This is a genomic window from Paenibacillus sp. FSL R7-277 (genome assembly GCF_000517965.1).
Classification (GTDB): Bacteria; Bacillota; Bacilli; order Paenibacillales; family Paenibacillaceae; genus Paenibacillus_AQ; species Paenibacillus_AQ silagei.
This window is the reverse complement of sequence record NZ_ASPX01000042.1, coordinates 23,927-37,068: the sequence shown is the minus strand read 5'-3', so window position 1 is coordinate 37,068 and position 13,142 is coordinate 23,927. Positions and strand designations below refer to the sequence as shown.

At 57.8% G+C, this 13,142-nt stretch carries 11 protein-coding genes and 1 pseudogene; all 12 read right to left on the bottom strand.

Annotated elements, in window-relative coordinates:
* A pseudogene (locus tag C173_RS15370) lies at positions 1-478 on the bottom strand (protein-(glutamine-N5) methyltransferase, release factor-specific); the annotation flags it as partial.
* 25 nt (positions 479-503) lie between these two features.
* Complete coding sequence (prfA, locus tag C173_RS15365; RefSeq protein ID WP_036726186.1) at positions 504-1,571, bottom strand: peptide chain release factor 1; 1,068 nt, start codon at positions 1,569-1,571, stop codon at positions 504-506.
* 287 nt (positions 1,572-1,858) lie between these two features.
* On the bottom strand, positions 1,859-2,959 hold the full coding sequence (ychF, locus tag C173_RS15360) for a redox-regulated ATPase YchF (protein WP_036726185.1): 1,101 nt from the start codon (positions 2,957-2,959) through the stop codon (positions 1,859-1,861).
* 146 nt (positions 2,960-3,105) lie between these two features.
* Entirely contained in the window at positions 3,106-3,579 is a 474-nt protein-coding gene (locus C173_RS15355) for a GNAT family N-acetyltransferase (RefSeq protein WP_051478076.1), read from the bottom strand.
* Between the two features lie 44 nt (positions 3,580-3,623).
* The gene (gene fni, locus C173_RS15350) at positions 3,624-4,769 is read right to left on the bottom strand and encodes a type 2 isopentenyl-diphosphate Delta-isomerase (RefSeq protein WP_036726183.1); all 1,146 of its coding nucleotides are present in this window, start codon (positions 4,767-4,769) and stop codon (positions 3,624-3,626) included.
* A 251-nt stretch (positions 4,770-5,020) separates the two neighbouring features.
* Complete coding sequence (locus C173_RS15345) at positions 5,021-6,496, bottom strand: phytoene desaturase family protein (protein ID WP_036726182.1); 1,476 nt, start codon at positions 6,494-6,496, stop codon at positions 5,021-5,023.
* Positions 6,493-7,653, bottom strand: coding sequence for a glycosyltransferase (locus C173_RS15340; RefSeq protein WP_036726181.1), 1,161 nt, complete (start codon positions 7,651-7,653; stop codon positions 6,493-6,495). Before C173_RS15340 ends, C173_RS15345 begins: the two co-directional genes overlap by 4 nt.
* The gene (locus tag C173_RS15335) at positions 7,650-8,390 is read right to left on the bottom strand and encodes a lysophospholipid acyltransferase family protein (RefSeq protein ID WP_051478075.1); all 741 of its coding nucleotides are present in this window, start codon (positions 8,388-8,390) and stop codon (positions 7,650-7,652) included. The genes C173_RS15340 and C173_RS15335 overlap by 4 nt, the downstream gene beginning before the upstream one ends.
* Complete coding sequence (locus C173_RS15330) at positions 8,359-9,144, bottom strand: carotenoid biosynthesis protein (protein ID WP_036726180.1); 786 nt, start codon at positions 9,142-9,144, stop codon at positions 8,359-8,361. The genes C173_RS15335 and C173_RS15330 overlap by 32 nt, the downstream gene beginning before the upstream one ends.
* A gap of 2 nt (positions 9,145-9,146) precedes the next feature.
* On the bottom strand, positions 9,147-10,004 hold the full coding sequence (locus C173_RS15325; protein WP_036726178.1) for a phytoene/squalene synthase family protein: 858 nt from the start codon (positions 10,002-10,004) through the stop codon (positions 9,147-9,149).
* Complete coding sequence (locus C173_RS15320; protein WP_036726177.1) at positions 9,997-11,517, bottom strand: phytoene desaturase family protein; 1,521 nt, start codon at positions 11,515-11,517, stop codon at positions 9,997-9,999. Before C173_RS15320 ends, C173_RS15325 begins: the two co-directional genes overlap by 8 nt.
* Positions 11,514-13,070: a phytoene desaturase family protein gene (locus tag C173_RS15315; protein ID WP_063830916.1), complete on the bottom strand. Its 1,557-nt coding sequence runs from the start codon at positions 13,068-13,070 to the stop codon at positions 11,514-11,516. Before C173_RS15315 ends, C173_RS15320 begins: the two co-directional genes overlap by 4 nt.
* Positions 13,071-13,142: the final 72 nt, after the last annotated feature.

Genomic DNA, 13,142 nt, shown 5'->3' with positions numbered 1-13,142 from the left:
CCGCAGCCGCCATAGTTCCCGGTGCGGCTTCGCCCCGCACCACTCCAGCCTCACCGCCCGCAGCTGTCCACTGCCCGTCTCCTTTAGCTTCACGTGCGGCTTCGTCCCGCACCCCCGCCAGACCGTCCGGCCACAGCTCCGCGCCGTACTTCAGGATCGCCTCGACGAGCAGCTCCGTCTCCGGGCGGGGGATCAGCACATCGGGCGTGACCTCGAAGGCACGGCCGTAGAATTCCTGCTCGCGGGTGATGTATTGCACCGGTTCCCCCGCCGCCCGGCGGGTCACCAGTGCTTCCCATTCGGCCTTGCGCGCCAGCGGGAACGGATCAGCCAGCGCCATATAATAAGCCGCCCCGGACAAGCCCAGCACATGCTCCAGCAGGAGCTGGCTGCTGCGCTGCGGCTCCGTAAGGCCGTGTCCGGCCAAAAAAGAAGAAGCCTCCGCAAAGGCTTCCCGGATGCTTTGCAATTCCGACATGACGTAAGAGTCGTGTTTCAAAGCATTATTCTCCTTTTTCCATCAATTCTGCTTGTTCCGCAATCGACAGTGCCGAGATAATCTCGGTAATATCCCCGTTCATCACCTGGTCCAGACGGTGGAGGGTCAAGCCGATCCGGTGATCCGTCACACGGCTCTGCGGGAAGTTGTAGGTACGGATACGCTCACTGCGGTCACCGGTTCCCACCTTGCTTTTACGTTCTCCGGAATACTTCGCTTCCTCTTCCTGACGCTTCAGATCCGAGATCCGGGTACGCAGCACCTTCAGCGCCTTATCCTTGTTGGAGTTCTGGGACTTGCCATCCTGGCAGGTAGCCACGATCCCCGTAGGTACATGGGTTACACGTACTGCTGATTTGGTCGTGTTAACGGACTGTCCGCCCGCGCCGCTCGAACAGAAGGTATCGACACGGATATCTTTGTCATGAATCTCGATTTCGAAATCTTCCGCTTCCGGCATTACAGCAACCGTAGAAGTAGACGTATGGATACGTCCGCCGGATTCTGTGGTAGGTATGCGCTGCACACGGTGTGCACCGCTTTCGAATTTCATCTTGCTGTAAGCGCCGCGCCCGTTAATCAGGAAGATCACTTCCTTGAAGCCGCCGAGATCATTCGTGTTCACATCCATCAGCTCTACGCGCCAGCCCTGGGTATCGGCATAACGGGTATACATACGGTACAGGTCAGAAGCGAATAAGGCCGCTTCGTCCCCGCCGGCTGCGCCGCGGATTTCAACGATTACGTTCTTGTCGTCGTTAGGGTCCTTAGGCAGCAGGAGCAGACGAATCTTCTCCTCAAGAACGGCCTGACGCTCGGACAGGTCATCGATCTCCATCTTGACCATTTCTTTCATTTCATCATCAAGCTTCTCGGCCTGCATCATCTTCGCGGCTTCAAGCTCTTCCATTACGTTCTTATATTCGCTATACGCCTCGAAGGCGGGCTGCAAGTCGGATTGTTCTTTGGAATAGTCCCTCAGTTTCTTACTGTCGCTTGCAACATCCGGGTCACATAGCAGTTCACTGAGTTTCTCATAGCGGTCCGCCAGGGATTGCAATCGGTCCAACAAGGGAATTCACCTCTCCTGATTCAAATTCTTCGTTCATTATTACTTTAAATTGTTGCTACAACTGAAGTAGATATACGACTTTATATTATACCACCACAAGCCTCAATTGGCTACAGCACATGCGGCGGGCCGGGGATTTTTTTAAAATTTTGATTCTGTATGATCTTATGATGTTGAGCCTCCGAGCAGCTTATACACCGGCACCGAGTCCGAATGACGCAAAGAAACCATCCAGCAAGCAAAACCCTCTACTCCTGAATGGCCTCTCTATAACAAGCGAAAAGTATCTATACGTTGAACCGGAAATGCATAACGTCGCCGTCCTGCACCAGATATTCCTTACCTTCCAGACGCAACTGCCCGCGTTCCTTGGCACCGTTCATTGAACCTGCCGCCACCAGATCGGTGTAAGCCACAACCTCCGCACGGATAAAACCGCGCTCGAAATCAGTGTGAATCACGCCCGCTGCTCCAGGGGCCTTAGTGCCCTTGCGGATGGTCCAAGCACGAACCTCTTGAACGCCCGCAGTGAAATAAGTGTACAGTCCCAGCAGCTTGTAAGCCGCTTTGATCAGACGATTAAGCCCGGATTCCTGCAGACCCAGCTCCTCCAGGAACATCGCCTTGTCTTCGCCTTCCAGCTCTGCGATCTCCGCTTCCACCTTGGCACTGATCGGCACGACTTCAGCGTTCTCGGCTGCTGCGAATTCACGGACCTGCTGCACATAAGGATTCTCCTCGGCAGTCGCCACTTCATCCTCGCCCACATTCGCCGCATACAGCACCGGCTTCAGGGTGAGCAGGTGAAGGTCACGCACGATCTGGCGCTCATCGTCAGACAATTCCAGACTGCGTGCAGGCTGGTCCTGATACAGGGCTTCCTTCACACGCTCCAGTACTTCTACTTCCTGGGCGTATTTCTTGTCGCCGCCCTTGATGTTTTTGCGGGAACGCTCGATCCGCTTCTCCACGCTCTCCAGGTCAGCCAGAATCAGCTCCAGGTTAATCGTCTGGATGTCGCTGATCGGATTCACCTTGCCGTCTACATGGGTCACGTTCTCATCGACGAAGCAGCGCACCACATGAACAATGGCATCCACCTCGCGGATATGGGCCAGGAACTTGTTGCCCAGGCCTTCGCCCTTGCTCGCACCGCGCACCAGTCCGGCAATGTCGACGAATTCAAAAGCGGTCGGAACCGTCTTGTTCGGCTGTACCAGCTCCACCAGCTTATCCAGACGTTCGTCCGGCACTTCTACAACACCGACGTTCGGGTCGATGGTGCAGAATGGATAGTTGGCGGATTCTGCGCCCGCTTGTGTAATTGCATTGAATAATGTCGATTTGCCTACGTTGGGAAGTCCAACGATACCTGCTTTCAAAGCCATTTATATGACAACTCCTATTTTCGGTTGGTTTGATCACCGCATGAAATACCGAACTGATCTCAAACCATTATATATTAGAACAAATTCTCCAGCAACAGCAGAAGTCAAGCGGACAGCAAAATACCCCGCAAAGGGGTCTGCCTTACCTATAGGGTTTTGGACATTGTGATGTCTGTAACCTGGAAGCCCATTTTCTTGTATAGCCCGAAGGCGCGTTCGTTATGTCCGAAGACATGCAGGCCGATCTTGGCCGCCTTCAGCTTCCGGGCTTCTTCATCCAGCAGGAGCAGCGTCTGCTTGCCATAGCCCCGGCCCTGGAACGGCTCGAAGATATAAATGTCATAAATGAACGCCTCCCGCACCCCGCGGTTCTCGGTCACGTTGAACCAGATATAACCGGCCCCAGTCCCCGAAACGTCCTCTACTACCGAATAGAAATAAGCTCCCGCCGTATTGAGGCCTTGCGGCAGGTAGCGATTCATCGATTCCTGGGCCTGCGCTAACGCTGTATCTGCCTCCCAGGCACCGGCTTGTACTTTCTCTTCTGCGTAGTCGCGGGTAGATTGCTTCAAGAACGACTGAAACGCAGATTCGTCCATCGGGACCAATGTAATCGTCATTTGGATACCTTCCTTCGGTTCTGATTATAAAAGCAAGCCAGGTGTCAACGCCGGACCAGACGCGGCGTTCCGCGCAGTGCGGCAAGGTCCGGCGCACCGATGCCGAACATCACCGTCCGCAGCTCCAGCTCTACCTGGGCCAGCGCCTGATCCAGCGCCTCCTCGGAGCTGACGGCCGCACCCAGCAGCCCCCGTCCGAAGCCCGCCAGATCGGCGCCAAGGGCCAGCGCCTTGGCAGCATCGACGCCGTGCTTCAGTCCGCCGCTGCCAATCAATGCCCCGCGCGGGGAGACCGCGCGGACCTCGGCAATGCACTCCGCCGTGGGAATGCCCCAGTCGGCGAAGGCCTCCGCAGCCGCACGCCGTACCGGGTCGATGCTGCGGAACTTCTCTACTTGGCTCCATGAAGTGCCGCCAGCCCCGGCTACATCAATGAAGGCAGCGCCCGCCTGATACAGCCGGGCGGCGGTATCGCCGTCAATCCCCCAGCCGACCTCCTTGATCCCCACTGGAATCTCAAGGCTCCGGCATAATGCCTCTATCCGCTGCAGCAGGGAACCGAAGCCAGTGTCACCCTCGGGCTGGAATACCTCCTGCAGCCCGTTCAGATGGAGAACCAGCCAATCGGCTCCGGCAATCTCAACCGCCCGGCGGCATTCTTCTACCCCGAAGCCGTAAGCGAGCTGCACGGCTCCGACATTGGCAATGACCGGAATCGTGGGTGCATTGGCCCGCACATGGAAGGTAGCAGCCAGCTCCGCGCGTTCTACAGCCGCGCGCACCGAGCCGACGCCAAGCGCCCAGCCCCGGCGCTCCGCCGCTTCGGCCAGCCGCTCATTAATCTTCCCTGTAGCCGTGCTCCCCCCGGTCATGGAGCTGATCAGCAGCGGGGTACGCAGCGTACGGCCCAAGAACTCAGTACCCAGTAAGATGGTATCGTAATCCAGCTCCGGCAGCGCGTTATGGCGGAACCGGTACTGCTCGAACCCGGTTGTAATTCCGTTACCGGCCACATCTTCATTCAGGCAGAGCCGTACATGCTCAATCTTCCGTTCTCCGGTTCTGGAGTCGGGCAGCAGAGATTTATGTCCGGCATGGCCTGAGCCTGCTGCCTCCTGCCCTGGCTGGGGCCCTGTTCCTGAGGGCTTCACAGCGCTCTGCGGAACACCGTTTCGCGGCATATCATTCATGCTGTCTTCCTCCGTTTCTGCTTCACTTTTCTCAAAAAAGAACAAAATCATCCTACGGAGAATGTATGCTGTTTTCCACATACATTCAGCAACAAAGACACTCTACGAGTTATTCAAAGACGGGTGCCGCCCCTAAAAGGCGGCGAAACCGTCTCCACTTGCAATATATCCCGCTCCACAATTACCTTCCATTATAGCACAACTATAGCATAACCCCGCTCGGCCGTTGAACGCTGGCGGGGGTTCACTCCTCATACATGGCTTGCAATATATTCGCCCACCAGCCTGCCGGACAAGGACACCACAGGGGTTCCCCCGCCGGGATGCGTGGTTCCGCCCACATACCACAGTCCCTTAACATCGCTGGAACGGTTGCCCGGGCGGGCGAAGGTCTGCTTCACCGTATTGGAGGATATCCCGTAAATAGCTCCCTGATGCGCCAGCGTATCGCGGGCAATATCCTGCGGAGTATAACGCTCCAGCACATCTGCGGACGACAGCCCGCTCACACCGTGGCTCTCCAGTACAGACATTACCCGCTCCCCGTACGCATCCCTCTCCTCACTCCAGTCACAGGCCGGGCTCAGATAAGGCGCATTAGCCAGAATGAACAGGTTGCTGCCGCCCGCAGGCGCCAGCTCAGGCTCGGAATAACCGGAATGGCATACATACACTGTCGGCTGCTGCGGCGGACGCTTATGCTCGAAGATATCCTTGAATTCCTGCTCGTAGTTCTCCGGGAAAAACACCGTATGATGCAGCAGCGCATCATACGTGCGCGGCACACCCGCCAGCGTTACCAGCCCCGACAGGGAGGGTTCGTAGGCTTCAATCTTGCGGTCCGTCATTCCAGGACGAACCGCTTCCGGCAGCAGCATCCGGTTGATGCTCAGGACATCGCCACCGGCAATCACGGTCTTGGCCGGGTAGAAGCCCTGCGCCGTATCCACACCTTCCACCGCACCGGAGACTACGGAAATTCCCGTCACCTCCGTGCCTGTAATCAGCCGTACGCCCAGATTCCGGGCGAGTGCAGACAGACCGCTGATTAATTCATAGGTGCCGCCCTTCACCCCGTATACGCCCTCCTGAATCTCCAGATGACCAAGCATGGCGAAGATGGAGGGGGAGCGATACGGCGATGATCCCACATAGGTGGCATAACGGCCCAGCATAGCCAGCGTATTCGGGTGGCTGAAGTAGCGGAGCAGCAAGCTATGCAGGCTGAGAAAAGGCCTTACGCGCACCAGATCCCGTACAAGGGAAGGCGAGAGCTTATCCCTCCAGGATAGCAGCAGCCTGTTCAGGAACTGCTTCTCGCTAAGCTGATACAGCCGTGAGGCTTCTGCCAGAAACTCCGGGAACCGCGCAGCATCCGCCGGGCTGTAGGAAGCCATCTGCTCCCGCATTCGCCCGGTATCCCTTGAGAAATCGACAACCCTGCCGTCTGCGAAGACATTGCGGGTGCGCGGCTCCAGCTCATAGAGCTGGACATAATCCTCCATGCGGGCTCCCGCAAGCTCATAGAGCGAGCGGAAGACATGGGGCATCGTAATTGTACTCGGGCCGCGGTCGAAGGTGTAGCCCCCCTCCTGCACACGCTGCAGCTTGCCGCCCGGCTGCTGCTGGCGTTCCAGCACAGTGACTTCCCAGCCCGCCGCGGCAAGGGTGACCGCACAGGACAGCCCCCCGAATCCGGCGCCTATGATGACTGCCTTCGGTTTCATCCATAACGCCTTCCTTTCCATTCATAGCCTGCGCGCGTGCGGCTTCCGCGCCAGGACGCCACAGCAATCAGCGACAGGCAGAGTATACCCGCCGGAAGTAGGAGACAGAACCAGAACGGCTGCCGACCGGCAGCATCGCTGGTCCGTTTCACGGCCAGACCGGCAAACAGCGCAGCAGCGGGCCAGAGGGCCGCACCGGGCTGTCCGCTTAGGGCATAGTACAGAACGGCGGCGGCCGGTGCCACGTACAGCGACAGATATGCAATAAGCACACCCAGCAGCAGCAGCGGGCTGCGGCCGATGCCGGCATAGATATTCTTCCGGTAGCCATTCCATACTTGCCGGGCATTGTGGTACATCCGCATGAACACCTGCTCCGTAACATCCATGAGCGCCACCGTTCCGCCCGACCGCTTCACGGCGCGGGCCAGCGCCATGTCATCCACCAGCTCGCTGCGGATGGCTTCATGCCCGCCGCAGCTGTCGTAACTGTCCCGGTGAATCAGGATGAAGCCCCCATGCGCCGCAACAAACCGCGGATCTCTGGAGCCGCGGACCAGCGGAATGGGCAGGTGGCAGATGATGGTGAAGACCATCAGGGGAACAACCAGCCGCTCCAGCCAGGTTCCGGTCATCTGCCGGGGGAAGCCGGTAATCATGCCGCCGCCCGCTGCTTCAGCAGCAGAAAGCGCCGCCTGAAGCGCCCCGTGCTGAAGACGGACATCTGCGTCCAGGAACAGCAGCCAGTCTCCGCTTGCCGCTTCTGCAAGCTGAGCGCAGGCATGGGACTTGCCCAGCCAGCCCTCCGGCAGCTCTCTTCCCTTCAGAACGCGTACTCCGCTGCCCGCTGCTGCGGCAATAGCCCCCGTTCCGTCAGTTGATGAATCATCCAGTACAATAATCTCCACCCCGATTCCGCCGGTGTTTGAGGCCAGTACAGAGGAGAGGCAGTCCCCAATATTATCCGCTTCATCCCGGGCGGGGATCAGTACCGATAAGCTCAAGGCGCGTGAGGATGCCGTTGCTTTTGCTGGCAGCGCCTTCGCCGCTCTTGTACCAACCGCTGCCCCCAGCTTGGGGAGCTGCGCTGCATTCCATAATGCGAACAATAGCTGGAGCAGCACAACACCGGTTACAGCCTGAAAGAATACGTTCATCCTCTCCCACCGCCCGGCCGCAGCAGGTCAAGCCATTCATTGGTAGATCTCCCCCGGCGGAGCAGCGGCCTGAATTCATCCGGCATATAGCCTTGATGGTTAAGCACTCTGCTGCGGTGGGACTCCAGTTGTCCGCCAAGAACAGTCTCCAGCGTACGGGCTACCCTTGAGCGGTCCATCTCCGCCCAAGGGAGCAGCAGCGGCGCACCGGCCAGCAGCGTAGCCTCCGGCTTCGTATGCCGGAACAGGCCGTGGTATAGCGTCACTGGGACAACGGCCGTCTGCGGACTGAGCCGCAGCGCCAGGGCCGCCCCTTCCTTCAGGCTCAGCGGCCGGTGCTCAAGCGGCCGGATTTCCCCTTCAGGATACATCCAGACATTCTCACCCGCCTGCAGCAGCCCGGCTGTATACCGCAGCGAAGCCCGTGCATCCCCTGGACTTCCAGGGTTAATGGAATACGCGCCAAGCTTTCTGAAGAAGGCATACTTCCGGAGCTGCTCCTCTTCCATCATGAAATAATGACGCTTCCCCGGCAGCTTCCCTGCGGCGTGATAGGCCAGCAGGCCGTCCCACCACGAGCTGTGATTCATGAGGTAGAGAATCCCCCGCCCGGCAGCGGCAGCGGGCTGAAGCTCTCCGCTGATTCCAATGAAGTGGAAATGTCTGCGCAGCAGGTACAAGGAATTATAACGGTAGAATAACCAGTCAAACCTTCCCGATGGAACGGCTTCCAGCATAGCGTAGACTCCCTTCGGCCAAAGCGGCGCCTGCTCCGGCGATCACCGCGCAGGCAGGCAATCCCTCTGTCAGGCTGATCAGACCGAACAGGATCAGGATCGCCTGATACAGGCGGGTGCCCCGGCGGGCAGCCAGGCGGGTGAACGGCACAGCCGGGAGCAGCATAGACAAGGCAGCGCCTGCAATCAGCCAGCCGCCGAAATTGCTCCAGGGCACCTGGTAGAAGCCCCCGCCGCCCTCCCAATGCCAGAAGTTCCTGGCATGGGCAACAGGATCGAGCACCAGATCCATCAGGACCGTCCAGAAGCCTACCTGCAAGGCCCGCAGCAGCAGAAGCCGGAGGCCGCGCTGTCCGAAATCATGGCTGATCAGCACGGCATTACACACAACAGCAATCCAGGCGAAGCCCAGGGTAACCGGCACACCAAATAATAAAGGCCCGAGAATAGTAGAATAATTATAATCCCCAAACAACCGCCCGGAATGCACGCCTACCCATTCGACGGCCATTCCGCCTAACCAGATAAGAGCCGCAGCATACCAGAATCGCTTGGTCATCCGGCCTCCTGAAGAATTGACTGACCAGTCAGACATGAAGGGTTTGAATTGCCCCTTGATTAATAAGTCCAGCCCGTAGACACCATAGAATACGAGAAATAATCCGTTAGAGAACTTCAGACTATCCGGAATTCCGAACACGATCAGCAGCAGCGCTCCGATGGTATACCAGATCCAAAAAAGGGTTCGGACCATCGCTAGACCACCGCAGTTCTTACACCGGCATAACGCACGACCGTACGCTGGAACAGCTGAAGCTTGGCTTCATCGCTGACATAGGATCTTTTGCGGAAAACATCATACCCGTCTGCCTCCACAGCATCCAGAATAGCAGCATAGAAGGATGCGGCAAGTTCAATGGCCAGACCGCTCTCCAAAGGATACGTGTGCACATGCTCCAGTCCTCGCCGGAACCAGTCCAACGCTTCTGTCCGCAGCTCCTGGATAACGGCAGTGAAACGGTGATTGACCTCCCCGTTCTCCAGCTCCTGCTGGCTGTAGCCATGTCCCTCCATCACCTCAAGCGGCACATATCTGCGTCCTCTTCTGAGATCCTCACCCACATCGCGGATGATATTGACCAGCTGCATTCCTATCCCCAGCGCAATTCCCGATGTCCGTGCCGCTTCACTCTGATCATCCCGCAGAACAGGCAGCAGCATCTCCCCTACCGTTCCCGCTACAAGATAACAGTAATCCTTAAGCTGCTCCATCGTGTCATAGGCTGTGAAGATAAGATCTCTAAGCTGTCCCTCCATTTGCAAAAGGAACGGCTCACGCTGAAGCTGCGGGAAGCTGCTGAACAGCCAGCGCAGCGCCGGCCAGATGAAATGCCCGTCCGCCTGCTCCAGATTCATGAAATGCTCCCGCAGCTCATGAATGCTGTACGGCGCGCCTTCCGGCTCATCCACACTATCGTCTATAATCCGGCAGAAGGCATAAATAACATGCACCGCTTCACGCCTGGGACTTGGCAGAACATCAAACGCCTTATGGAACGAAGTGGACCCTTTCTTCATCAGTTCCTCACATTGCTGCAGTATCCTTTCATCCATGTACGCTCATCTCCTTTATCATTTCCTGAACGGCAAGCTTCGCTCCCTGCATCACGATCGGCACACCGCCGCCCGGATGGACGGAAGCACCTGCGGCATACAACCCCTTAAGCGGATAAGGCTTCGGCTGGGGCCGGAATACCCCCGACTGGCTCAGCAGCGGTGCAATACCGAAGCTGCCCCCGCCATACATTCCTTCCTGCTCCGCATCGGCAGGCGTTCTAAGCCTGCGCCAGATCACACTCGCGGCAAGCCCGGGGAAGCCCCGTTTCTCGGCATCTGCCATGACTTTATCGGCTAGTGCTCCGGCTATTTCCTCCCAGTTCTTATCCGGCACCGCCGGGACAGGAACAAGGAAATACAGCACGCTCTGTCCGGAAGGGGCTGCACTGTCGTCCAGCGCTACCGGATTAAATACATAATAAGATGAATCCTGCGGAATCTGTCCCCGGTCAAACAGTTCATGCAGGCTGCTATTCAGACTATCCGGCAGGAAGAACTGGTGCACCAGCGAATCCGGCCAGCGCTTGTCTGTGGCCGCATAGATCAGCAGACAGCCCGAGGAGGGCTTCCAGCTTCCGCGTTTTATCGCCTTGGCCGATACGGATCTGCCCTTATTTGCCGTCACAACCGGTGCCTGTTCCTGCTTGAACACACCAGGCGGCAGCAACTTCTCTACATTCGGGAAATCTCCATTGTACAGAACGGCATCATAAGAAATCGGCTGCCCCTGAACAACAACTCCGCAGCAGCGGCTTCCTTCAACAAGCAAGGATTCCACCTCAGCGCCCGTATGAATCTGTACCCCGCGGTCTTCCAGCTCCCGGGCCATGATCTGCGGCAGCGTCCCGTATCCTCCCTTCAGCATCCAGATGCCGAAGGCATGCTCGGCGTAAGGAAGCATGGTGTAGATACCGGGTGTGCGGAAGGGCGCTCCTCCAATATAGAGGCTCTGCAGGGAGAACGCATCCTTAAGCTCCTCATTGCGAAAATACTGGCCGATCGCAGAGCGCAGATTCCGGTAAGCGCGCAGGCGGACCATCAACGACAGGTTAGCCGGACTAAAGAATTCCCGCCCGCTGGCATACCCCCGCTCCAGGAACGAGGTCCGCCCCTGCGGATACAGCACCGACATGTCCTTCATGAACCGGGTGAAGCCCTTGCCCTCTCCGGGATAGAGCCGGTCAATCTCCTCCGCCTGCGCCGATGCATCCGCGAATTTGGTTAACACACGCCCGCTTCGGAAGTGAACCCGGTAGAGCGGATCACAGTGCAGCAGCTCCAGACTGGATCGCGGAAGGCCGCCTTCCTCCAGAATACCGAGAAGCATCTCCGGCAGCAGCACGATGGTAGGCCCGCGGTCAATCCGGTAGCCGTCCTGCTCTTCAAAGGCCACACGCCCGCCCACCCGGGCTGCGCGCTCATAGATCACTACTTCATGTCCCTGACGGGTAAGCAGCAGCGCCGCCGTCAGCCCGCCGATTCCGCTGCCTACGATGGCAATGCGGCTCATAACGGAACCCCCGCACCTGCGCCGGGCGCACCCGCCTGTACGGTGAACCGCCCCCGCACAGCCTGGTCATGCTCCCGCAGCAGCCGTGCGCTAATCTTGGCCGACTCGAAGATCGTCGGCAGGCCGCTGCCCGGATGGGTTCCCCCGCCGACCAGCCAGATGCCGCGTACCTCCTCGAAGGTATTATGCGGCCGCAGATGCATCATCTGCCCGAGATTATGAGCCAGATTGAAGGTGGCCCCGTTATATACATTCTGCTGGTTCTGCCAGTCCAGCGGAGAGAAGAACAGGCTCTCTTCCACGCGTCCGGCGATTCCGGCCAGCTGCGGGATCTGCTGCAGCCGCTCCATCATCCAGTCCTCCACCACTGCACGCTCTTGCTCCCAGTTGATATCGGCACTCAGATTAGGCACCGGCATCAGCACGTAGAGCGAGGACTTACCGGGAGGCGCCAGTGTCTTATCGATGACTGACGGATTATGAATATAGATAGAAGCATCCTCCGACAGAACGCCCAGCTCCGTGATCTCTTTGACATTACGCCGGTAATCGTCCGCGAAATGAACCGAATGATGACTGAGGTCCACCTCTCCATCCACACCGAGGTAGAGCATGGCGGTGGAGCAGGAATATCTTTTACGGGCAATCTTGGCAGGGGTGTATTTCTTCAGAAGCCCGGGCTCGAACAGCTGGGTCATTGCAGATCCAAAATCTGCACCAATCACAATATAATCCGCATCCACCTTCTCCCCGTTCTCCAGCAGCAAGCCTGCGGCCTGCCCGTCCTTGACGATAATGCGCTTCACTCCGCTTGCGGTATGGACCCGCCCGCCATGCTCCCGGATGACCTCAGCCATAGCCTGAAGCACACGGTTAATGCCGCCAGTCGGATGGTAGAGGCCGTAACGGTGCTCCATGTACGACAGAATCGTGAAGGTGCCCGGACATTCCCAAGGCGACATCCCCAGATACTTGGCCTGGAACGTGAACGAGAACCGCAGCCGTTCATCATCGAAATAACGGGACAGCCGGTTGTATACGGTGTCTGTAGCGTTCAGCTTAGGCAGCGCGTGGAACACATCTCTTTTAACATAATCCCCTAACGATTGGAACGGACGCTGCAGCAGCGGGATCACCCGCTCCAGCTTGTCGGCTTCTTCGGCCATGAACCGGCGGTAGCCGTTGCCATTGCCCGGGAACAGCCGCTCAATCTCCTCGGCCGTCTGATCCTGGTTCGTAGAAGGCGTAAATACGGTATCTCCAAAATGCAGTGAATACAGCGGATCAAGCGGTGTAAGCGAGACATAGTCATGCACCGAACGCCCTGCCAGAGTGAACAGCTCCTCTAACAAATGCGGCATCATCAAGAAGGTGGCTCCCCGGTCAAAACGGTAGTCTCCCAGCTTCAGCTCGCCTGATCTTCCGCCAACTTCTGCCTGTTGTTCATAGAGATCTACTTCATATCCTTCGGCGGCAAGCAGCATGGCGGCGGCCAGCCCGCCCGGTCCTGCGCCGATTACTGCGACTTTTGCGGTATCTGTGGTTCGGATCAAGCGACGTCCTCCTTCGTTCAAACGTTATACAAAAACTATACAATAGTGATACAAATATCATACATACTTTGC

Coding starts and splice junctions, on each gene's coding strand:
- ychF (WP_036726185.1), bottom strand. CDS start 2,959: ATGGCTTTGAAAGCAGGTATCGTTGGACTTCCCAACGTAGGCAAATCG.
- C173_RS15355 (WP_051478076.1), bottom strand. CDS start 3,579: ATGACGATTACATTGGTCCCGATGGACGAATCTGCGTTTCAGTCGTTC.
- fni (WP_036726183.1), bottom strand. CDS start 4,769: ATGAATGATATGCCGCGAAACGGTGTTCCGCAGAGCGCTGTGAAGCCC.
- C173_RS15345 (WP_036726182.1), bottom strand. CDS start 6,496: ATGAAACCGAAGGCAGTCATCATAGGCGCCGGATTCGGGGGGCTGTCC.
- C173_RS15340 (WP_036726181.1), bottom strand. CDS start 7,653: ATGAACGTATTCTTTCAGGCTGTAACCGGTGTTGTGCTGCTCCAGCTA.
- C173_RS15335 (WP_051478075.1), bottom strand. CDS start 8,390: ATGCTGGAAGCCGTTCCATCGGGAAGGTTTGACTGGTTATTCTACCGT.
- C173_RS15330 (WP_036726180.1), bottom strand. CDS start 9,144: ATGGTCCGAACCCTTTTTTGGATCTGGTATACCATCGGAGCGCTGCTG.
- C173_RS15325 (WP_036726178.1), bottom strand. CDS start 10,004: ATGGATGAAAGGATACTGCAGCAATGTGAGGAACTGATGAAGAAAGGG.
- C173_RS15320 (WP_036726177.1), bottom strand. CDS start 11,517: ATGAGCCGCATTGCCATCGTAGGCAGCGGAATCGGCGGGCTGACGGCG.